Source organism: Synechococcus sp. PROS-U-1 (assembly GCF_014279755.1).
Lineage (GTDB): Bacteria > Cyanobacteriota > Cyanobacteriia > PCC-6307 > Cyanobiaceae > Parasynechococcus.
In genome coordinates this window covers 1,681,658-1,703,379 of record NZ_CP047951.1, presented here as the reverse complement: position 1 = coordinate 1,703,379, position 21,722 = coordinate 1,681,658, and the positions used below count along the sequence as shown (strand labels likewise).

Here is a 21,722-nt window from a genome sequence, read left to right as displayed (position 1 = left end):
TAAGAAGTGTAAACCAGGTTTAAGAAATGTTCAGCGGCGGTTGTTCAAGCGGAGCTGGCACAGCTCTTCAAAGGCGGGACGGAGCAGGAACGGGTACTCGCCAACCCACAGGCGAAGACCGGGTAGCCAGGCATCGCTGAAGGCGTCGATTTTCGAGAAATCCTTTCGTTCGCTCAGCACCAGGCAGCGAATCAGGCTGCCGCGACGAATCGGCTGGTGCTTTTTGTCCATTGGGAAGGCCACCCGACCGAGATAGCCCTCCTCGTCCTCGAGCTCGAGAAGCATCCAGGTGCGTCGGTTCTCCACAAGCTCAAGCCGGCCGCGGCTATCGGCTTGTTCATGGCGATTCTCGACACGCTCTCGGGTGATCACGTCGGCCACCTCACCTTCAAAAATGGCTGCCGCTGGATAGCGCCGCAGGGTGGCGTTGCGTTGACCTGCCTGAACGATTGGTCCCCAGAGCACATAGAGCAGAAACACCACTCCAGCCACAAGCCAAAAGGGTCCCCAGCGGCTGGACATCTGGCTCTGACTGATCAGGAGGGTGATCACCCCCCCGATGGCGGCAATCATCAGGCGCTGCAGCACTTCCTGGGGTTTGCCAACGGAGACGCGGAACTGGTTGCCAGTGGCAACGGCCGGGATTAGCCGTTGCAGTTCACCGGGGCGCAGGGGGATAAGCATGGTTTCGCCCTCAGATCAGACGCTCGAGGCCATAAACAAGGCTGCCTAGGCTGCCCACCTTGCGCACCGTGAGCAGTACTCCTGGCATGTAGGCGGAACGATCGATCGTGTCGTGACGCAGGGTGTAGGTCTCACCAGGGGCGCCGAACATGACCTCTTGGTGGGCCACCAGCCCCGGCAGGCGAACGGAGTGAAGTCGCAGGCCACTGTCCCGTTGTCCGCCGCGACAACCCGCCAGGGATTCGTGCTCGTCCACTTCTTCAGGGTTGAACGTCTTGCCCAGTTCTTCCATCAGCTCTGCGGTCTTGATGCAAGTGCCGCTGGGTGCATCCGCTTTGCGGTTGTGATGCAACTCCGTCAGTTCGGCATGGTCGTAAAACCGTGCCGCGGCTGCAGCAGCTTGCTGCAACAGCACCATTCCCACAGAAAAATTGGGAATCACGGCCCCACCCACGGAAGCTTTCGCAGAAAACTCGGTGAGGTCGTTGAGTTGCTCAGGAGATAACCCTGTTGTTCCGATCACGGGATGAACGCCATAAGCAATCGCTGCCCTGGTGTGCTCATACACAACCGAGGGATGGGTGAAGTCCACCAGCACGGCACCGCTGCCGCTGTCACGCACCGACTGGCTCACAGCACAGAGACACCCTTCGAAATCGGCTGTGACGGCCACCTCCAGCTCGCCCAACCCCAATTCCAGCCCAACATCCACGCCTTCTTTGCCAGGAGTGTTGTCGATCGCTCCAGCCAGGCTGCAGTCCTGGGCTCCCACCACAGCCTTGATGACTTCGGCTCCCATGCGCCCCAGGGCGCCGGCGACAACGACGGGAATAGGAGCGGTCATGAAAGCGCAGCAGACGCTTCAAAGCCTATGGGGCGGCTCGTGTAACGGCCGATCCAAAATCCTCGCGCCCAAGGGGCGGTCACCGTAAGGTTCTTCACATTGCTCAAAGCGCTGATGTTCACACAGGTCCGCTCCGCCGATCGCCGCGTTGCTCCTGTGGAGGGTCAGAACCACAAATCCGTGATGAAGGCGGTTTATGTGGTGCTTGAGCCCCAGTATCAAAACGCCCTAACCCAGGCAGCTACTGCGCTTAACGCCTCTGGTGGCGATCTCGGAATCGAGCTGAGCGGCTACTTGATCGAGGAACTGCGAGACGAGGACAACTACGCCGGGTTCTGTGCAGACGTGGCCGAGGCGGATGTGTTTATCGCCTCGCTGATTTTCATCGAGGACCTGGCACAAAAGGTTGTGGATGCAGTTGCTCCTCACCGAGATCGCCTGAAAGCAGTGGTGGTCTTCCCGTCCATGCCCGAGGTGATGCGCCTCAACAAGCTGGGCAGCTTCTCCATGGCGCAGCTCGGTCAGAGCAAGAGCGCCATTGCTGGCTTCATGAAGAAGCGGAAGGAAGCCGGAGGCGCCGGTTTCCAAGACGCCATGCTCAAGCTGCTGAACACGCTGCCCACCGTTCTCAAGTACCTGCCGGTTGAAAAAGCGCAGGATGCCCGCAGCTTCATGCTGAGCTTTCAGTACTGGCTGGGGGGAACACCGGACAACCTGCGCAATTTCCTGCTGATGCTGGCGGACAAGTACGTCTTTCCTGCAGCGGAAGGAGATGAACGTCCAGCGATGGAGGTAGCGGAGCCTGAGGTGTTCCCGGACCTCGGCATTTGGCACCCCCTTGCCCCCTCGATGTTTGAGGACCTCAAGGAGTATCTGAACTGGACGTCAAGTCGTACGGATCTTTCTGAGGAAGCCCTTAAGGGGCCCATAATTGGTCTGGTGTTGCAGCGCAGCCACATCGTCACCGGTGACGATGCCCACTACGTCGCCATCATTCAGGAACTGGAGTTTCGCGGTGCGCGAGTCCTCCCGATCTTCTGCGGTGGTCTCGATTTCTCCAAGCCGGTCAACGCCTTCTTCTTCGACCCCCTGAATCCCGAGCAGCCCTTGGTAGATGGGATCGTCTCCCTCACCGGCTTTGCACTGGTCGGAGGGCCTGCTCGCCAGGACCACCCGAAAGCCATTGAGTCGCTGAAGAAGCTCAATCGTCCATATATGGTCGCGCTTCCTCTTGTGTTTCAAACCACCCAGGAGTGGGAACAGAGCGACCTCGGCCTTCACCCTGTGCAGGTGGCCCTGCAAATCGCCATCCCTGAATTGGATGGCGCGATCGAGCCGATCGTTCTCTCCGGCCGCGACGATGCCACCGGCAAGGCCCATACCCTCCAAGATCGTGTTGATGCCATCGCTGAGCGCGCGATTCGTTGGTCGTCGCTACGGATCAAGCCCCGCATCGACAAGAAGCTTGCGATCACGGTGTTCAGCTTCCCTCCCGACAAGGGCAATGTCGGAACGGCGGCCTATCTCGACGTCTTCGGTTCCATCCATCGGGTGATGCAGGAGATGAAGGCGAAGGGCTACGACGTGCAGGGCTTGCCTTCGACGCCTCGTGATCTGCTGGAGGCGGTGATCAACGATGCCGATGCCATGCAGGGCTCGCCGGAGCTTTCCATTGCCCATCGGATGAGCGTTGAGGAATACGAACGCCTGACCCCTTACTCCGAGAGGCTCGAAGAGAACTGGGGCAAGCCTCCCGGCAATCTCAACAGCGATGGCCAGAACCTGCTCGTGTTCGGTCGCCACTTCGGCAATGTCTTTGTTGGCGTGCAGCCCACCTTTGGCTACGAAGGTGACCCCATGCGCCTTCTCTACTCCCGCAGTGCAAGCCCCCACCATGGCTTTGCCGCCTACTACACCTACCTGCAGAAGATCTGGAAGGCCGATGCGGTGCTCCACTTCGGCACCCATGGCTCCCTGGAGTTCATGCCCGGCAAGCAGATGGGCATGAGCGAAACCTGTTACCCCGATTCACTGATCGGGGCTCTCCCCAACCTCTACTACTACGCCGCCAACAACCCTTCGGAAGCCACCATTGCCAAGCGTCGTGGCTATGCCTCGACCATCAGCTACCTCACCCCACCTGCTGAAAATGCAGGTCTCTACAGGGGACTAAAAGAGCTGGGTGAGCTTGTTGGTTCCTACCAACAGCTTCGTGAAGGTGGTCGCGGCGTTCAAATCGTCAACACCATCATTGAGACGGCGCGTCAGTGCAACCTCGACAAGGATGTCGACTTGCCTGAAGACGACGCCTCGACCCTTGAGTTAGACGGGCGCGATGCCCTCGTGGGTGCGGTCTACCGCCAATTGATGGAAATTGAGAGCCGTCTTTTGCCCTGTGGTCTCCACACCATCGGCAAGCCACCCACCGCTGAGGAAGCCATTGCCACCCTGGTGAACATTGCTGCTCTGGAGCGTGAGGAGGATGGCCTCCGTTCGCTTCCCGGCCTCTTGGCTGAAGCGATAGGTCGTTCCATTGAGGATGTTTACAAAGGCAACGACGAGGGTGTGCTCGCCGATGTTGAGCTCAATCGCACAATCACAGAGACATCGCGAGCTGCGATCGGAGCCATGGTCCGTACGCTCACCGGTCGTGATGGCAGGGTCAGCTTGCGCAACAGCTTCGGCTGGTTCTACGACCTGCTGGCCAAGTTCGGCTTCAAGCTGCCCTCCCCCTGGCTGCGGGCCTGCTGCACCGCTGGCTTCGTTCAGATCGACGCCACCGAGCTCGACAAGCTCTTTGCCTACCTGCGCTTCTGTCTCGAGCAGGTGTGTGCCGACATGGAGATGGAGAGTCTGTTGAAGGCTCTCGATGGCGAATACATTCTTCCGGGTCCTGGTGGCGACCCGATTCGTAATCCTGGCGTGCTGCCCAGTGGCAAGAACATCCATGCTCTGGACCCACAGGCGATTCCCACCCGCGCTGCGGTCGCTGCAGCCAAGGCTGTTGTTGACAAGCTGATCGAGCGTCAGCGCGAGGAGCAGGGCACTTGGCCCGAGACCATCGCCTGTGTGCTCTGGGGAACTGACAACATCAAGACATACGGAGAATCCCTAGCGCAGATCCTCTGGTTCGTTGGTGTCAAGCCGATGCCGGATTCCGTGGGTCGGGTGAACAAACTCGAGCTGATTCCTCTCGAAGAACTTGGACGTCCTCGCGTTGATGTGGTGGTGAACTGCTCCGGTGTGTTCCGCGATCTGTTCATCAACCAGATGGCCCTGATTGATCAGGCCGTGAAGATGGCCGCTGAAGCGGATGAGCCCCTGGAGCAGAACTTCGTGCGCAAGCATGCTCTAGAGCAGGCAGAGAAAGAAGGCACGAGCCTCCGCGATGCGGCCTGCCGGGTGTTCTCCAATGCCAGCGGCAGCTACAGCTCCAACGTGAACCTCGCTGTGGAGAACAGCACCTGGGAAGAAGAAGGCGAGCTGCAGGAGATGTACCTCTCCCGTAAGACCTTTGCCTTCAATGCCGACAACCCTGGTGAGATGAACCAGAAGCGTGAGGTGTTCGAGAACGTCATGAAGACGGCGGATGTCACCTTCCAGAATCTGGATTCGGCTGAGATCTCCCTCACCGATGTGAGCCACTATTTCGACTCCGACCCCACAAAGTTGATCGCTGGCCTCCGGGACGACGGCAAAGCTCCCACCAGCTACATCGCCGATACCACCACGGCTAACGCGCAGGTGCGGTCGTTGAGTGAAACGATTCGTCTCGATTCACGCACCAAGTTGCTGAATCCCAAGTGGTACGAAGGCATGCTCGACTCCGGCTATGAGGGTGTTCGAGAGGTGGCAAAGCGCCTCAACTTCACCCTTGGTTGGAGTGCCACCAGTGGTTCCGTCGACAACTTTGTCTACGAAGAAGCCAATGAGACCTTCATTAACGATCCCGAGATGCGCAAGCGTCTGTTGGAACTGAATCCCAACAGTTTCCGTCAGATTGTGGGCACCCTTCTCGAAGTCCATGGTCGCGGCTACTGGGAGACCTCAGACGAAAACATTGAGCAGCTTCAGGAGTTGTATCAGGAGGTTGAAGATCGGATTGAGGGTGTTGTCACCGACTAAGGCCTCAGCATTAACCCAGATAAAGGCCAGGGTTCCATCGAACTCTGGCTTTTTTTTGGAGTTACCGAACTGGTGATGGAGATGCGACTACGCCAGCCCTGCTTTGTGTTTCCAATTCGCGCAAATGCATTGGTTGTTGGACATCAGGTCTCCATCGCTGTTGACCGTTGTGATGAACTGCTGTTTTGGCTTGAGAAGGTGCAGATTGTTGTACCAAGCCCCATACATCGCGGCATGTGTTTTTTGTTCTGTCTCTTGCTTGTCTGCATCTTCGAAATGAGCTGTTGACCCTTTTTGTGTTTTGCGGGATGAGTATTGTCTGTAGTTGCTTTCAAAATCTGTGTAGACAGTGTTTACGACGATGCATTTAAACCGCAGGAAGAATGGATTTTTTAGGTAGTTCGACATCATTAGGTCGCAAATTCTTGGATCTGATTTTTTGCTGCGTGGGGTGGGGATTTTTGTGAGTACTTCGATTTTCTTCTGCGCTTTTCTTGTTGCTGCTGAGTGCCCGAGCCTGTGCACTACATGCTTCAAGTCCAGTTGGACGAGTATGCTTTTGGGAGGGTGCTGTTCTTTCGTGAGTTTGCGAATGTGTTTGCCTTGGAAGTTGGCGCTGATTTTTATTGCCTCATTGTAGTTGTCGTTTTCTTCGTGAGAGTGTGATCTGCTCGTGTCTCTGAATTGCTGGTGAAATTCTTCTCCAAAGAGTCGAATTTCAAGTTGATGGGATGTTCTGACAATCGTTGATTTTCCTGCTCCAGTGTAGCCAGCGATGATGAAGCATGTTTGCAGGTCTTGTTCAATATTGCTTGTTTTTGATTGTTTCCTTGGCTTCACCTTTGCAAGTGTTTCCTTACTCTTGACGACCTTAACATGGTCTTAAACAAAAGATTCTGGCCGTCTGTTTTTCGTGGTGTTCAGGGATGCGTTTTGTCAAACTGTGCTCTCTTTGACCATTCACTGATTTCTGCTTTGCTGAAATCCACGCCAGCCCATTGCTGGTACTCATGCAGTGTGCGTTGTTCTCCCAGTCCATAGCTGTTGAGGTCAGTCAGGTCTTCGGTTGTCGCCCTGAGCTTCTGCGGAGCACGATCCAGGCTGTTCAGCAGGGTGTGCACTCGCACGAGAGAGCGTCGGTTCCGTTCAAACCAGCTGCTGTGATCGCCCCAGTGCGTGGCCGAATGCTCTGCTGCTGTGCCTTCTGACTTGTAGAGATGAAAAAGCAGAAGACGATTCGGTGCGTAGATGTTGAAGCCAGAGGTCCACAGCCGTGCCGACATGGCCACCTCCTCTCCATCGAAGTAGAGCTCGGGGTCATAGGGCACTTCGCTCACGATTTAGCCCGGGCCGAACAGGAACCCTCCGGCGATGAAAGCTCCAGGCATTGGCCGTTCAGGTTGTTCGTCCGGCAGTCGAAAACGACTGATGCCTCGGAATCTGAGAATGCCGTTGTCGTCGAAACCAGCAGCTCCCATTACGGGCAAGGTTGATGTCTGCAGGCAGCACGGCTGTTGGAATCCGTTGGGATAGACACTCAGGATGGCTCGCTGATCGCTGCAGTCCGACCAGGTCTTCAGCAGGCGGTCATCCCAGTGCTCCACGGCCCGCATGTGGCTGTCGATCTGAAGCAGGAAATCTTCTTCGCCGTACAAGTTCTGGGCCTGTCTCCGGGCCCAGCAGGTGCCTCGGCTTTCAGAGGCATTGAACGCGACGATGTTCAGGTTTGGATGATCCGGAAACGCACTGGATCTCCAGTGATCCGGATCGTCTTCGGCCAATTGAAGGCAGATTCCAAAGTGCAGGCGTTCTGGATGGGCTGCCCGTTCAATCAAGTTTTGAAGCGTGGCCGGTAGATCTGGGTCCCGGTAAGCCGCAATTTGAACGAAGACTGTTGCTGTCACCAGAGTGCGGCAGCCATGCGAAGCGTTTGGGTGATTGGTCCTACGTCATGCACCCGCAGAACGGCAGCACCGGCCTGAGCGCAGCGGCAGGCCACCGCAGCGGTTCCCCAGAGCCGCGCCTTCGGTCTCGGCTCGTCGAGAACGGCACCGATGAAGCGTTTGCGTGACGGGCCGATCAGCACGGGGCGTGGCCCCTGGGTCAGTTGTTCCAAATTCCGCAGTAACTGCAGATTTTGCTCGTGGGTCTTGGCGAAACCGAGACCTGGATCCCAGACGATTTGCTCTTCCCGGATGCCGGCCTTGATGGCGGCATCACTGCGCTCCAGCAATCCTTGTTTCACGTCCGCCACGACATCGGAGTAGCTCGTGAGTTGATCCATGGTTTGACTGTCACCGCGGCTGTGCATCAGCACCACTGGACAACCCGCATCGGCAACCACCCGCAGCAGATCGGGGTCACGTCTGCCCCCGCTCACATCGTTGATCCAGCTGGCACCTGCTTCCAGTGCCCTGGCGGCAACCGGCGCGAGAAAGGTGTCGACAGAAATCAGGGTGTCCGGGCACCGTTTCCGGATGGCTGTCAGTGCCGGCAGAAGCCTTCGTAACTCCTCCTCTGCGCCAACCTCAGTGGCTCCTGGCCGAGTGCTTTGGGCGCCCAAATCCAACACGTCGGCGCCATTGTGTAGTTGCCGCTGAGCTTCAGCGAGAGCCAGTTCGCTTCCAAGAAATCTTCCTCCATCACTGAAGGAATCGGGGGTGATGTTGATGACCCCCATCACCGTTGTGCGTTGGCGCCAGCCCTTGGGCCAGACCGCTGAATCAAGTGGTTTTGTAGTTCGCAATGCGCGCAAAGCTCTCAGGCTGCAAGGACGCTCCCCCCACAAGCACCCCGTCGATATCACTCATTCCCATCAACTCATCAATATTGCTGGGTTTGACCGACCCCCCGTACTGAATCACGAGATCTGGAGAGCCCACCCAGCTCCGGATAAGCCCACAAATGCGGTTTGCTTCTTCGGCTTCACAGGTTTTGCCTGTTCCGATCGCCCAGATCGGTTCGTAGGCCACGACTAACTTTTCAGCGTCGAGTCCCTCCAGACCCTGTTCGATTTGGCGTCGAATCACCCGTTCAGCTTCGCCGCGTTCGCGTTGCTCATCGGTTTCACCCACGCAAACGATCGGAATCAGCCCGTTCGACTGGGATGACCTGGCCCGGTGGTTGATTTGCTCGTCGCTTTCACTGAAATATTTTCTTGGTTCGCTGTGGCCCACGATCGTGTGGGTGACTCCATGCTCCTTGAGCATCGCTGGCGAGATCTCACCGGTAAAGGCACCCTGCCCTTCCCAGTGCACGTTTTGGCTGGAGAGTCGAAGCCGCGAGTTCTGGCTGAGCCCTGCCATGGTCGAAAGCGCCGTGAAGGGGGGTGCCAGCACCAAGTCGCGGTCGTCAGGGGTGTCAGCAACCAATGGCAGGAAGGCTTCCATGAACTCCCGCGACTGGGCACAGGTCATGTGCATCTTCCAGTTGCCAGCGATCACCGGTCTCCGCACGCCTTACTTCCCATGGAATTTGGGAGCCAACTTACGGCCCGGGCGCGTTTTCGCTCTCCAAAACGGACTCCTCCCCAGCAAGCACAACCCGATCTCCAGGGGAAAGCTGGCGTCCTCGCCGGGTTTCCACGCTTCCATTGACCTCCACCTCACCCATCTGAATGCGTTGTTTGGCTTCACCACCGGTGGAGACCCAACCCTTCCATTTCAGGAACTGATCCAGCTTCATCGGAGAGAGTTCTGATCCCACCATTGATACTGTGCCGCGATGCTGACCCCATCCCAGGCCGGTTTCCGCCGGTTGCTGCCGCTGCTCCGCCCCCACCTGCGAGAACTGCTCTGGGGGGGCTGTTGCATGGTCGTCTACGTCGGCAGTTTTCCGCTGCTGGTGCAACTGGCAGGGGAGCTGTTTCCCGCATTGGGTTCAGGTGATCTTGCTCGAGTGCTTCAGCTGATTGGGTTGGCGTTGCTGATTTTTGCTGTTCAGAAAATCGCTCAGTTCGGCCAGGACTCTCTTCTGGCCGGCCCTGCACTGCTGGTCAGCCAGGGGCTGCGCAGGGATCTGTTTCGCCGCTTGCAGACTGTGGAGCTCGGTGCCCTTGAAAAGCTCTCGGCTGGAGATCTCACCTACCGCTTCACGGAAGACGCTGACCGCGTCAGTGAGGTGCTCTACAAGACCATCCACGACACGGTCCCCAGCGTGCTTCAGCTCGTTGCGGTGCTGGGCATGATGCTCTGGCTCGACTGGAAACTGACGCTCGCCATCCTGTTGCTGGCGCCTGTGATCGTTTGGCTGATCAGTCTGTTTGGGGCTCGTGTGATGGCGGCCACCGAACGCAGTCAGCAAAAGGTGAGTGAACTGGCCGGTCTGCTGGGTGAGGCGATTGAAGGCTTGCCCTTGGTTCGTGCTTTTGCGGCTGAGCCCTGGTTGCAGGAACGTTTCGAGATAGAGATCGACCAGCACCGCCAGGCACGTCACCGCACCTACAGCCTCGTGGCGCTCCAGCATCCAGTGGTCGGCATCATCGAGGTGGTGGGTCTGTTTGCCGTGTTGGCGCTCGGAGCGTGGCGCATTCAGACCGGTGATCTGAGCATTGCAGGCCTGAGCAGTTACCTGACTGGACTGATCGTGCTGATCGATCCCATCGCGCACGTCACCAACAACTTCAACGAATTTCAGCAGGGTCAGGCGTCGCTGAGACGTCTGCGTCAGATCGAGCGAGAACCGCAAGAGCCCGCAGATCCAGCGGAGGCGCAACCCATCGGTGATCTCCAGGGTGATCTGGTCTTTGACCAGGTGAGTTTTGGTTATGACCCTGCCGAGCCGGTTCTCCATCAGCTGGATCTACGGGTGGATGCGGGGCAGGTGCTGGCCATTGTTGGCCCCTCTGGTGCTGGGAAAAGCACCTTGATGTCGCTTCTGCTGCGCTTTAACACGGTGCAACAGGGGCAGATTCGTCTCGACGACATCGACATCAGTCAGTTGCGCGCCCGTGAGCTACGCAAGCAGGTGGCCCTGGTTCCCCAGCGAACGACCGTGTTCTCTGGAACCATTGCCGAAGCCATCCGTTTTGGACGTCGCGCGACTGACGATGAGGTTCGCGAGGCGGCGCGTTTGGCCAATGCGGATGGGTTCATCCGTGCCTTACCTCGTGGTTATGACACCCAGCTTGAGGAACGGGGGACCAATGTTTCCGGTGGACAACTGCAGCGAATCGCCATCGCTCGGGCGGTGCTCGGCAATCCAGCGCTGTTGCTGCTCGATGAAGCCACCAGTGCCCTTGATGCCGAGGCGGAGGCTGCCGTGCAACTCGGACTCAAACAGGCGATGAAAGGCCGAACGGTCTTGGTCATCGCCCATCGGCTGGCGACGGTGCAGGAGGCTGATCGCATTGTGGTTCTCGAAAAGGGTGCTGTTGTCGATAGAGGAACCCATGACGAGTTGATGCAGCGTGGTGGGCGTTACCGGGAGTTGTGCGAACGGCAGTTCATACGGGATCGGCAGACGTCCTGAATCCCTCTACGATCTGGCCGCCGGTTCCACGCAATCCCGGCGACGAACGATGACTGATTCTGCAGCCAACAACCCTGTCCTGACGTTTGAGGGCAAGCGCTATGACCTCAATACTCTCCCCGATGAGCTCAAGGAGCTTGTGCGTGGCATGCAGGTTGCTGATGCTCAGCTGCGGATGCATGAAGACACCCTCAAGGTTCTGGCGGTAGGTCGTCAGAGCCTGGCCACACAGCTCAATGAAAAGCTTCAGTCCGTCACGCCGTTGCCTGATGGTCAGGGCTGATCGCCTGCCATGAAAAAAGGGGGGTGTTGAGCCCCCCTTTTTGTTAGTTCTGCGCCGTCCTTAGTTGCCGAACTTGTAAGCCTTGGTGAGTTTGAACACTGTTCCCGAGAGCAGCAGCAGCGCCACAAGGTTGGGAAGGGCCATCAGGCCGTTCAGTGTGTCGGCAATCGACCAGATCACCCCACGGTCTCCGGCCACAGCGCCGATCACGACAACAGCGACCCAGACCAGACGGAATGGCATCACGGCAGATTCACCGAACAGATAAGTCGTGCATCGCTCGCCGTAGAAGCTCCATCCAAGAATGGTGGTGAAGGCAAAAACCACCAACCCCAGGGTGACCACCACGCCACTGCCGGAGATGCCGGTGTTGAAGGCAGCGATCGAGAGATCTGCGCCGCTCAGTTTCTCGCCAGCTGCATCGAGGATCAGGTTGGCTTTGGTGGTGATGATCACCAGTGCTGTCATCGTGCAGATGATCAGGGTGTCGATGAAGGTGCCAAGCATGGCCACCGTGCCTTGGCGAACGGGGTCATCTGTTCGTGCTGCAGCGTGAGCGATCGGCGCGCTGCCGAGGCCTGCCTCGTTGGAGAAGATGCCTCGCTTGAAACCCATCAGCACCACCTGACCGAGAGCACCACCGGCAGCTGCCTTGCCGGAGAAGGCGTTGGAGAAAATTGTGGCGAAGGCTTCAGGGACGCCTCCCAGATTGATCAGCAGCACCAAGAGGCATGCCACCACGTAGAGGATCGACATCAAAGGAACAATGGCCGAAGCCGCCTGGGCGATGCGCTTGATCCCTCCGATCACAACAGCAAAGACAAGGGCGGCCAGAACGATTCCGGTGACCAACTTGGGAATGCCGATCAGGCTCAATGCAGACGACACCTCAAAGGCCTGTACCCCATTGCCGATGCCAAATCCGGCCAACATCCCGAAGAGGGCAAACAGTCCCGCCATCCAGCTCCAGCCGCTGCCGAGTCCGTTGCGGATGTAGTACATCGGCCCACCGACATGGTTGCCCTCTCCATCGGTTTCTCGAAACTGAACGGCGAGCACTGCCTCGGCGTATTTGGTCGCGATGCCGAAGATCGCAATGATCCACATCCAGAAGACCGCTCCAGGACCTCCAACAGCGATGGCTCCGGCAACACCAGCGATGTTGCCTGTGCCGATCGTGGCGGACAACGACGTCATCAGCGCCTGAAACGGGGTGATTTCACCTTCACTTGGGGATGCCGCCGGGCGGAGCATCATTGAGATGCCATATCCCAGCCGTTGCAGCGGCATGAAACGCAAGCCCACCATGAGAAGAATGCCCGTCGCGGCAATCAAAATGACGGTGGGCCATCCCCAGACGACGCTGTTGATCGGGCCATTGATGGCTTGAATGGTCGACTCGATTCCGCCCATGCCTTTCAACAAGTTTGGGCGGATGGTCTCATAGCCAGCTGGTGCCGGCAATCAACTCAGAGCGATTCGAGATCTTCAAAGCGGAAGGTCTGGCTTCCTGCAGGGGTGTCGCCGTGGGCTTCGGTGGTCACGACCCGCTCGGTCAGCACCCAGGGGCCACCGCCTGGAAGAGGAGCGAAGGTGTCTTTGAAGCTGCTTCGTCCGCCCCGGGCTTCTCCTGTCGCCGGGTCGGCATATTGACTTGTGTAGGTGTGGCTGAGGTAACCCGAACCCGTGTCGGTGACATCGGTGGTGAAGATCGTGACGACGGTGCCATGGATGTGTCGATGCACCATGGTCACCACGTCATCCTTGATGCGGTACTTGTCACCCTGCCCCTTGCCGCCGACGAGAACTTCGGTTCCCACGTCGTTGGTGTCACCGGCGGTAAAGGTGTTCTCGCCGTGGGTCTGATCAAAGCTGCGACGCACGCGATGGATCGCCACCTCCCAAAGCTGGGAATTCACGGCCTTGAGGATGTCTTCGTTCTCAATTCCCTCCACCTTGGCCTTGAGATCAGCGCCGATTTCGAACTGGCCTTCGACGCGTTGATCGTCCTGCTGCCAGACGCAGCGTCCGCGATAGCCGGCAAAGCCAGGATCCCAGGTGTAGCGATTTGCGTAGGCGCGACGGAAATCATCACGCAGGTCGCTCCCAGGCTTGACGGGAATGGAGGCTGTCACAGCGGTGAGTTGGCTTTATCAACCCTACCGGTGGCTTACCGCTGCATGGCGTGGACGTCCTGCAGGGCATGGATGCTGAGGCTTGGTTGTTGCTGAAGGGCAGAGATTGCTTCCACCGCAGCCCGTGCGCCTGCGAGGGTTGTCACGGTTGGTACGGCGTAATCAAGCGCTGCCCGGCGTAGGTATTTGTCGTCATGGGCTGCTTGACGGCCAATCGGTGTGTTGATCACCAGCTGCACCTGATTGGAGCGGATCTGGTCCTCAATGTTGGGTCGACCCTCGTGCACCTTGAGCACTGATTGGACTTTTAGTCCTGCGTTGGCGAGGGCTTGAGCGGTTCCCGAGGTGGCCGTGACATCGAACCCGAGTTCGATCAGTCGAGCGGCAATGGGCACCAATGCCTGCTTATCGCGGTCGTGGGTTGAGAGAAACACCGTCCCCTGGGTGGGCAGCGCTTCTCCTGCACCGAGTTCGGCTTTGGCATAAGCCATTCCAAAACTGTCGGCGGATCCCATGACCTCCCCTGTAGAGCGCATTTCCGGCCCAAGCACCGTGTCAGCTCCGGGGAAGCGCCGGAAGGGAAGGACCGCCTCCTTGATCGACTGCAGCGGCGGCTTCGGTTCGCAGGTCAAGCCGATGCCGGTGAGGGTTTCTCCCGCCATCAGACGGGTCGCCAGGCGTGCCAGAGGTTGTCCTGTCGCTTTGGCAACGAAGGGGACCGTCCTGGAGGCGCGGGGGTTGGCTTCAATGATGTAGACGACTTCCGAACCATCGGTGTTGCGCTGAACGGCGAACTGGAGGTTGATCAGTCCACGAACTTCAAGGGTTTGTGCCAAGGAGCGACTCCAGCCGCGAATGGTGTCCAGGGCCGCCTCACCAAGAGAGACGGAGGGCAAACAGCAGGCTGAGTCACCGGAGTGGATCCCAGCCGGTTCGATGTGCTCCATCAGACCACCGACAATCACGGCTCCGGTGTGATCGCAGAGGGCGTCCACGTCGACTTCCACGGCATTTTCCAGGTACTGGTCAATCAGAACCGGATGGTCGGGCTCCACCTGAACAGCCTCACGCATATAGCGATTGAGCTCTTCTTCGTCGAAGACCACCTCCATGGCACGTCCACCTAAGACGTAAGACGGCCTTACGACGACCGGATAGCCCACCCTTGCTGCCACGGCTCGTGCTTCCTCCTCACTGCGCGCCAAACCATTGCGGGGTTGCCGGATGTTCAGTTCGCGAAGGATGGCCTCGAACTGTTCGCGGTCTTCGGCGCGGTCAATCGATTCGGGAGAGGTCCCCCAGATGGTGGTGCCCGTCGCCCGTCCCTCGTCACTCTCGAGCCAGCGCAGGAGGGGAATGGCGAGTTTCAGCGGAGTTTGTCCACCGAACTGCACCACCACGCCATCGGGACGTTCCGCCTCGATCACGTTGAGAACATCCTCCAACGTGAGCGGTTCGAAATAGAGGCTGTCGCTGGTGTCGTAGTCGGTGGACACCGTTTCGGGGTTGCTGTTCACCATCACGGTGGTGATCCCTTGGTCCTGCCCGGCAAAGGAGGCATGACAGCAGCAATAGTCGAATTCGATTCCCTGGCCGATCCTGTTGGGACCACCACCCAGGATCATCATCTTGCGCCTGTCCTGGCGACATGTCACCTCGGAGGAGGAGGAAAGGGGCTTGAGGGATCCATCCGCTTGCAGGCTCTGCAAGGGGCGCTCATAAGTTGAGTAGTGGTATGGGGTGGATGAAGCGAACTCCGCAGCACAGGTGTCGACTGTTTTGAAGATGGCGCGAACATCGAGCTGATGACGTCTCTGACGCACCAGCAATTCGTTGCTGTTGATCTGCCAGGCGATCTGTCGGTCTGAAAAACCAAGCTGCTTGGCTTCGAACAGGCTGTCGGCATCCAGCTGCTCAAGGCTTTTGCCCTTGAGCAACCTTGTTTCTGCTTCGATGATGCGCCGCAGTTTTGCCAGGAACCACGGGTCAATCGCGCTAATTCGATGAATCTCCGCATCGCTGCGTCCGCGCACCATGGCCGTTCGCACGCTGAGGATGCGTTCAGGTGAGGGGGTTCTCAGCCGACGATCGAGCTCACCGTCGTTGAGGTCCGGTTCCTCCCGGTCTCCTCCCCAGCCTGAGAACCCTGTCTCCAAGGAACGCATGGCTTTCTGAAATGACTCTTCGAAACAACGGCCGATGGCCATGGCCTCGCCCACCGATTTCATCGATGTGGTGAGCACCGCTGGACTGCCGCGGAATTTTTCGAAGGCGAAGCGTGGAATTTTGGTGACGACGTAATCGATCGTCGGCTCGAAGCAGGCGGGTGTTTTACCGGTGATGTCGTTGAGAATTTCGTCGAGGGTGTAACCGACGGCGAGGCGTGCAGCGATCTTCGCGATCGGGAAGCCGGTGGCTTTACTCGCCAAAGCGGAGGATCGACTCACCCTGGGGTTCATCTCGATCACCACAACGTCGCCGTTGTCAGGGTTGATGGCGAATTGGATGTTGCTGCCGCCCGTGGCGACACCGATCTCGCGAATGATGGCGATCGATTGATCGCGCAGCCGCTGGTATTCCCGATCCGTGAGGGTCTGGGCCGGGGCCACTGTGATCGAATCACCTGTATGCACCCCCATGGGGTCGAGGTTTTCGATGCTGCAGACGATCACGACGTTGTCTGCCAGATCACGCATCACCTCAAGCTCGAATTCCTTCCAGCCCAGCAGCGATTGCTCGATCAAGATCTGGGAAACCGGACTCGCTTCAAGCCCGCTCTTGCAGATCGCTGCGTATTCCTCCGGGTTGTAAGCAATCCCCCCACCACTTCCGCCAAGGGTGAAGGCGGGCCGGATAATCCGGGGGAAACTGCCGATCGCGGCTCCAACGGCTTCGGCTTCCTCCTGAGACGAGGCGATTCCAGAAGGGCAGACCTTCACGCCGATGCGCTCCATGGCCTGCTTGAACAGCAGACGGTCTTCCGCCTTCTGAATCGCCTTGAGGTCGGCGCCGATCAATTCGATGCCGAAACGCTCCAAGGTGCCGTTTTCGGCCAGGGTGACAGCCAGGTTCAGAGCTGTCTGACCGCCCATCGTGGGCAGCAGAGCATCAGGCCGTTCCTCTTCGATCACCCGCGTGACAACATCAGGCGTGAGCGGTTCGATGTAAGTGCGATCCGCCATTTCCGGGTCGGTCATGATCGACGCCGGGTTGGAATTGATCAGGATGACCTCATATCCCTCGGCTCTGAGGGCTTTGCAGGCCTGGGTTCCGGAGTAATCGAACTCACAGGCCTGGCCGATCACAATCGGTCCTGATCCCAGCAGGAGAATGCGACGCAGGTCAGACCGCCTGGGCATTGGAAATGGTCCTAGGCCAAACAGTTCAAGCCTCTCACGCGGGGTTGCCCCGGCCTGGGGACTCGGCCTCGCTACGGTGATGAGATATCAGCACCAAAGTTGCAATGAGTGAGCTCCAGCGCCTGAAGGGGCTGCTGCCACCGGAAATGCAGAGCTGGGTGTTCGTCGAATCAGCTGCTGCAGTTGATCCGCCATTGATCACCCTCGAAGAGATCGGACGGGATGAAGTGGAGATCCAGGTGGATCTCGACGAATGGGATTCCCTGGCGTTGGACCATCGCAATTTGTTGTTCTGGCACGAGGTTGGTCGGGTTCAGAACGACACCATCCCCAGAGATGGTTGGGAGATGGCAGCTCTAGCCATCGGTCTCGGGGGCGCCATCGGTGAGTTGTGGGTCCAGGACGGGTTGTTGCTGCTCATGGCCCTCGGCCTGTCTGGCTTTGCGGGGTACAGGCTGTACTTGAAGAACAATTCGGAAAAGCGTCTTCAGGACGCCATCAGTGCCGATGAACGTGCAATTGATCTGGCTTGCCGGTTTGGTTACAGCGTGCCGAACGCCTACCGGAGCCTGGGGGGCGCGTTGAAAGAGCTGGTCGAAAAGACCCGCAAGAAGCGTCGTCGCAGCTACTACGAGGACCGTCTTGAGGCACTGCGGAAGAGTGCCAGCAAGGCCAGAGCTGAAATGGCACAGCAAGAGGGCTCCCGCAGCTCCGTCACCAGCGAGAACGTTTATGGATAGCGAGAAGCTTGCCGAGCTCGTGGCTGATGCCTGCGATGACCGCAAGGCAACAGATATCCGTTTAATCCGCGTCGATGAGGTGTCCAGCCTGGCCGATTGGATGGTGATCGCCGGTGGTCAATCCGATGTCCAGGTTCGTGCCATCGCCCTGTCCGTTGAAGATCGCCTGGAGGCTGAGGCAGATCTCTTGCCCTTGCGTAAGGAAGGTCTCAATGAGGGGCGCTGGGCTCTTCTGGATTACGGCGATGTCATCGTTCATGTGCTGATGCCCGATGAGCGTGGTTATTACGACCTTGAGGCCTTCTGGAGTCACGGTGAAAGCAGAACCTTCTTACCGTCCGTGAAGTAACCGCTTTTCCCATGACAGAAGCGGTGTCCTGCCCTGTTCCCCCGGAGCAGCGTCCTCTCGAGGAGTTTCAGCAGCTCTGCGACTCATGGTTTTTTTCTTGGCCAGCTGGCCAGGATCCTCGGTTGTTAGACCGTCTGGCTGGCAGCTGGTTGCTGATGTTGCCGGTGTGCTCCTTGATCGCCAGTGGAAGCTGGACCCTTAAGCAGGATCCGCCGCGGCTTGTGGCCGCTGCTGCTGTGGCGGCCCTTGTCCTTCCTTTGCTGCTCCTGGTGCGCCAGTGGTTGGGGTGGACCTATGTCATGCAGCGTCTTCTGCGTGAGTCCGTCGACTACGAGGAATCCGGCTGGTACGACGGGCAGACCTGGGAAAAACCCCTGTCTTGGCGAGAACGCGATCTGCTGGTGGCCCGCCATGAAGTCCGCCCAATCCTTGGGCGGCTTGGCCGTGCCATGGCCACCTCGGCGGGTTTAATGCTCGCTGGTGCCAGTCTCTGTCAGGCTCTCTGAATCAATCGGGGTGTCCGATGACTTTGCCTTCGGGCTTCAGCCCTGCAGCCCGATCCGGGTCGGCGCCCCTTGAGGTTTGCCTGCGGCGTGGATCGATTACGGAGTCAGTGCATCGCGTCCATGCGGTGGTTTGTGATGGCCGAGGTCGGGTGTTGATGTCGGCGGGGCATTCCGGCATGGAAAGTTTCATTCGCTCGGCGCTCAAGCCGTTTCAGGCCCTGCCATTTCTCAGCAGTGGAACTGCCGATCAGATGGAGGTTGATGACCGGGGCATTGCCATCAGTTGCGCCTCCCATGCGGGCACCAACGCCCATGCGCGGGAAGCCTTCAGGTTGCTCTGGAAAGCGGATTTGGACATTGCTTCACTCCAATGTCCTGTTCCTGACGGTGCTGACAGTCCCCTTCAGCACAATTGTTCCGGCAAACATGCTGCTTTTCTGGCCACCAGTCGGAAGATGGGATGGCCGATTGACTCGTATTTGCAGAACGATCATCCGCTGCAGGTTGAAGTGAACCGTCGGGTCGCTGAACTGATTGGCCTGCCTGCGGAGGAATTGGTTGCAGAACGCGATGACTGCGGTGCTCCAACCTTGGTCATGCAGCTAGCCCAGATGGCACTGCTCTATGCCCATCTCGGCGCTTCACAGCATGCTGAATTTGAACAGATCAGCCGGGCCATGCTGAGTCATCCCGACTTGGTGGCAGGCGAGGGGCGCTTCGATACCGAGCTGATGCGGCGCAGTCACGGTCAAGTGTTGAGCAAAGGTGGAGCAGAGGGCATCCAATGTCTCAGTCGCGTTGGTGAAGGCCTTGGGGTAGCCATCAAGGTTGAAGACGGCTCCCGCCGTGCCAAGCAGGCGGTTGCACTGCATGTGTTGCGTCAACTGGAGTGGCTCACCCCCATGGGGCTTGACGAGCTTGAGGACCAGGTGCTGGTCGTGAACCCGAGTGTCAGGCTCACCGTGACCGGTGCGTTGCACTCGTGACTTCTGCTGTCACGCGCGACACCGACATGTATGATTTTTAGGTCGCCGCGGGGTAGAGCAGTCTGGTAGCTCGTCGGGCTCATAACCCGAAGGTCGGGAGTTCAAATCTCCCCCCCGCCACCACTTCTGATTGAATGAAAGATCTCCCTCTAGGGGGGATCTTTTTTTGTCTGTGGTCGCTCCATGAGCAGTCGCTCTATGAACTGCGATGGTCCCTGGGACGCCATTGTCGTTGGCTCAGGAGCGAGTGGAGGCGTGGCAGCCATGACGCTGGCTGAGGGCGGTGCGCGTGTGCTTGTGGTGGACGCTGGCCCCGACCTAACCAGCACCGAAGCCTTTGGGTCTGAACCGGGAAATCTGGTGCGGCGGATCGCGGGTCTGACCAGCGGCAGCCATCGCCGGCAGTCTCAGCATCCCGGCTACTGGAAAGCGAATCCTCGTTTGTATGCCGACGAGCGGATTCACCCCTACGAGCACCCGGCGGATCAGCCATTTCTTTGGACGAGAGGTTTGCAGGTGGGCGGTCGGAGCCTGACCTGGGGGGGGATCACCCTGCGTCTTTCTGACGAGGATCTGGCTGGTGTCAACGTTGATGGCCAACAGGTTGGTTGGCCCCTGCGCAGCAGTGACCTGACGCCCCATTACGCCGAACTGGAGCGCTGGCTTGGCGTTCATGGTGGGCGCGATGGTTTGGATCATCTGCCGGATGGAGACACGCAACCGGCTCTGGCGGCGACGCCGGCGGAACAGCGCTTTGCTGTAGCCGTGCAGCATCAGTTGGGTTACCCCGTTATTCGCTCAAGGGGCTTTGGTCCAGCGCCGCAGGGGCAGGATGCTTCTTGGCCCCGCTCCAGCAGTCGCGGCAGCAGCCTTCCCCGCGCCATGGCCACTGGACGCACTCAGCTGATGCCTGAGCATCTGGTGGAACGTCTGCTGATGGATGCAGGTGGCAACAACGCCACGGGTGTTGTTGCCGTTGATCAAATCAACGGCAACCGAAAGGAGTTAAAGGCGGATCTGGTGGTTTTGGCTGCTTCCACGATTCAGACCGTTTCCATCTTGTTGCGTTCCTGTCGTGGGGTGCAGTCCAACGGTTTTGACGACCCTTCAGGACGTCTCGGCACACGCCTGATGGACCACGTCTCCACATCGCAGTTTTTTGCCTTTCCCGAACGGGACCAAGCTGATCAGCCCCCCCTCACGGGTGCTGGAAGTTTCTTTGTTCCGTTGGGGCGTCACCTGCCATCGGCTGGATTTCAGGGCGGCTACGGCCTCTGGGGAGGCATTGGGCGATTTGATCCACCACGATGGCTGCGGCGTCGCCCGACCTGCATCACCGGGTTTCTCATCGGTCACGGTGAAGTCCTGCCGAGAGCGGAAAACAGGGTGACGCTGAGTGAGCGCACGGATCGCTGGGGCGTGCGTGTTCCCTCGATCTCTTGTCGTTGGAGCCGAAATGAGCTGGAGATGGTGACGCACATGCGCGCCTCAATCAAGGCCTGTATCGACGCTGCCGGAGGCGAGGCTCGGCCGATCAAGAACCTTTTCCATCTGCCCTTTGTTGAGCCTTGGTTGGAGGGCGCGGTGGCGCTGTCGGATGGTGCAGCACCTCCGGGCTATTACATCCATGAAGTTGGAGGGGCTGCCATGGGCTCCGCCGAAATATGCAGCGTTGTTGATCCCTTCAACCGGCTCTGGCGGGTTCCCAACGTGCTGGTGGTGGACGGCGCCTGTTGGCCTTCTTCGGCCTGGCAGAGCCCAACACTGACCATGATGGCCCTGAGCCGTCGGGCGTGTTTGGAAGCCCTCAGTGGTCGGGGCGAATGAACAGATCGTCGAGATAACGCTCGGTCACGGCACGGTCGTCACAGCCGTTCTGAAACAAAAAGTGGGCAAGAGCTGAACTCATAACGCGGTATTGGTCCCAGTTGGGGTTCTCTCCGATGAAATCCTTCATGCCCTTGTAGAGCACCTCGGGAATTTCCGTTTCCAGGCTCACGTAGCTGGACTTTGCGAGGGCGCTGTGGTCCTTTGCGCCCATCTCATGGCATCGCTCGAGGTGATTTCGATCCATGTTGCCTAGCTCGCCCATGTCCAACGCCACTAAGAAAGCCACATCACCGGCACTTGCGTCAAAGCCGTCGCCATTTGCTGAATTACGGATGAGACGAGATGAGACAGATGTGAGGGACTGGGATTGAACGAAGGGAGCAGGACGAAGGTTGCTTGGCCTAGGGGTGGG

General features: G+C 58.6%; 18 protein-coding genes, 1 tRNA gene and 1 pseudogene. 9 read left to right on the top strand and 11 right to left on the bottom strand.

Annotated features, from left to right (window positions below; translation table 11 throughout):
- Positions 1-30: 30 nt before the first annotated feature.
- Both SynPROSU1_RS09435 and dapB read right to left on the bottom strand, forming a co-directional pair.
- A complete protein-coding gene (locus SynPROSU1_RS09435) occupies positions 31-684 on the bottom strand; it encodes a hypothetical protein (protein WP_186570281.1) in 654 nt (217 codons plus the stop codon).
- A 10-nt stretch (positions 685-694) separates the two neighbouring features.
- A complete protein-coding gene (gene dapB, locus SynPROSU1_RS09430) occupies positions 695-1,528 on the bottom strand; it encodes a 4-hydroxy-tetrahydrodipicolinate reductase (protein ID WP_186570280.1) in 834 nt (277 codons plus the stop codon).
- 114 nt (positions 1,529-1,642) lie between these two features.
- Between dapB and SynPROSU1_RS09425 the strand changes: the two genes are divergently transcribed.
- A complete protein-coding gene (locus tag SynPROSU1_RS09425; protein ID WP_186570279.1) occupies positions 1,643-5,653 on the top strand; it encodes a magnesium chelatase subunit H in 4,011 nt (1,336 codons plus the stop codon).
- An 87-nt stretch (positions 5,654-5,740) separates the two neighbouring features.
- Here SynPROSU1_RS09425 and SynPROSU1_RS09420 read toward each other — a convergent pair whose 3' ends face one another.
- From SynPROSU1_RS09420 to SynPROSU1_RS09400, 5 genes and pseudogenes are all read right to left on the bottom strand, one after another.
- Positions 5,741-6,493 carry a hypothetical protein gene (locus tag SynPROSU1_RS09420; RefSeq protein WP_186570278.1) on the bottom strand — a complete coding sequence of 251 codons (753 nt, stop codon included), beginning with the start codon at positions 6,491-6,493 and terminating at the stop codon, positions 5,741-5,743.
- A gap of 80 nt (positions 6,494-6,573) precedes the next feature.
- Positions 6,574-7,557, bottom strand: a pseudogene (locus SynPROSU1_RS09415) (GlcNAc-transferase family protein).
- The gene (gene folP / locus SynPROSU1_RS09410; RefSeq protein ID WP_255444610.1) at positions 7,554-8,399 is read right to left on the bottom strand and encodes a dihydropteroate synthase; all 846 of its coding nucleotides are present in this window, start codon (positions 8,397-8,399) and stop codon (positions 7,554-7,556) included. The pseudogene SynPROSU1_RS09415 and the gene folP overlap by 4 nt, the downstream one beginning before the upstream one ends.
- Positions 8,377-9,108: a triose-phosphate isomerase gene (tpiA, locus tag SynPROSU1_RS09405; protein ID WP_186570276.1), complete on the bottom strand. Its 732-nt coding sequence runs from the start codon at positions 9,106-9,108 to the stop codon at positions 8,377-8,379. The genes folP and tpiA overlap by 23 nt, the downstream gene beginning before the upstream one ends.
- A 31-nt stretch (positions 9,109-9,139) precedes the next feature.
- The gene (locus SynPROSU1_RS09400; protein ID WP_186572336.1) at positions 9,140-9,337 is read right to left on the bottom strand and encodes an RNA-binding S4 domain-containing protein; all 198 of its coding nucleotides are present in this window, start codon (positions 9,335-9,337) and stop codon (positions 9,140-9,142) included.
- A 39-nt stretch (positions 9,338-9,376) separates the two neighbouring features.
- Between SynPROSU1_RS09400 and SynPROSU1_RS09395 the strand changes: the two genes are divergently transcribed.
- Together SynPROSU1_RS09395 and SynPROSU1_RS09390 are read left to right on the top strand one after the other, a co-directional pair.
- Positions 9,377-11,122: an ABC transporter ATP-binding protein gene (locus SynPROSU1_RS09395; RefSeq protein ID WP_186570275.1), complete on the top strand. Its 1,746-nt coding sequence runs from the start codon at positions 9,377-9,379 to the stop codon at positions 11,120-11,122.
- A 49-nt stretch (positions 11,123-11,171) separates the two neighbouring features.
- Positions 11,172-11,405, top strand: a complete 234-nt coding sequence (locus tag SynPROSU1_RS09390; RefSeq protein ID WP_186570274.1) for a DUF6447 family protein — start codon at positions 11,172-11,174, stop codon at positions 11,403-11,405.
- Between the two features lie 60 nt (positions 11,406-11,465).
- On the opposite strand, the gene SynPROSU1_RS09385 is transcribed toward SynPROSU1_RS09390, so the two are convergent.
- Genes SynPROSU1_RS09385 through carB form a run of 3 tightly spaced genes read right to left on the bottom strand, consistent with a single transcriptional unit; the run spans position 11,466 to position 16,899 of the window.
- Positions 11,466-12,818: a sodium:alanine symporter family protein gene (locus SynPROSU1_RS09385; RefSeq protein WP_186570273.1), complete on the bottom strand. Its 1,353-nt coding sequence runs from the start codon at positions 12,816-12,818 to the stop codon at positions 11,466-11,468.
- Positions 12,819-12,874: 56 nt separating this feature from the next.
- Complete coding sequence (locus SynPROSU1_RS09380) at positions 12,875-13,540, bottom strand: DUF3386 domain-containing protein (RefSeq protein ID WP_186570272.1); 666 nt, start codon at positions 13,538-13,540, stop codon at positions 12,875-12,877.
- Positions 13,541-13,575: 35 nt separating this feature from the next.
- Positions 13,576-16,899, bottom strand: a complete 3,324-nt coding sequence (carB, locus tag SynPROSU1_RS09375) for a carbamoyl-phosphate synthase large subunit (protein ID WP_186570271.1) — start codon at positions 16,897-16,899, stop codon at positions 13,576-13,578.
- 104 nt (positions 16,900-17,003) lie between these two features.
- Here carB and SynPROSU1_RS09370 point away from each other — a divergent pair, with 104 nt between their 5' ends.
- The 6 genes from SynPROSU1_RS09370 (at position 17,004) to SynPROSU1_RS09345 (ending at position 21,307) form a co-directional block, all read left to right on the top strand.
- Entirely contained in the window at positions 17,004-17,639 is a 636-nt protein-coding gene (locus SynPROSU1_RS09370; protein ID WP_186570270.1) for a DUF3318 domain-containing protein, read from the top strand.
- Positions 17,632-17,988 (top strand): ribosome silencing factor, encoded by a 357-nt coding sequence (gene rsfS, locus SynPROSU1_RS09365; RefSeq protein ID WP_186570269.1) that lies wholly within the window; start codon positions 17,632-17,634, stop codon positions 17,986-17,988. The genes SynPROSU1_RS09370 and rsfS overlap by 8 nt, the downstream gene beginning before the upstream one ends.
- A gap of 11 nt (positions 17,989-17,999) precedes the next feature.
- Positions 18,000-18,494 carry a CGLD27 family protein gene (locus SynPROSU1_RS09360; RefSeq protein WP_186570268.1) on the top strand — a complete coding sequence of 165 codons (495 nt, stop codon included), beginning with the start codon at positions 18,000-18,002 and terminating at the stop codon, positions 18,492-18,494.
- Between the two features lie 17 nt (positions 18,495-18,511).
- Positions 18,512-19,480, top strand: a complete 969-nt coding sequence (locus SynPROSU1_RS09355) for an asparaginase (protein ID WP_186570267.1) — start codon at positions 18,512-18,514, stop codon at positions 19,478-19,480.
- Positions 19,481-19,526: 46 nt separating this feature from the next.
- A tRNA-Met gene (locus SynPROSU1_RS09350) sits at positions 19,527-19,603 on the top strand.
- 60 nt (positions 19,604-19,663) lie between these two features.
- On the top strand, positions 19,664-21,307 hold the full coding sequence (locus SynPROSU1_RS09345) for a GMC oxidoreductase (RefSeq protein WP_186570266.1): 1,644 nt from the start codon (positions 19,664-19,666) through the stop codon (positions 21,305-21,307).
- On the opposite strand, the gene SynPROSU1_RS09340 is transcribed toward SynPROSU1_RS09345, so the two are convergent.
- Positions 21,288-21,554: a DUF2811 domain-containing protein gene (locus SynPROSU1_RS09340; protein ID WP_186572335.1), complete on the bottom strand. Its 267-nt coding sequence runs from the start codon at positions 21,552-21,554 to the stop codon at positions 21,288-21,290. The genes SynPROSU1_RS09345 and SynPROSU1_RS09340 overlap by 20 nt on opposite strands.
- Positions 21,555-21,722 lie beyond the last annotated feature (168 nt).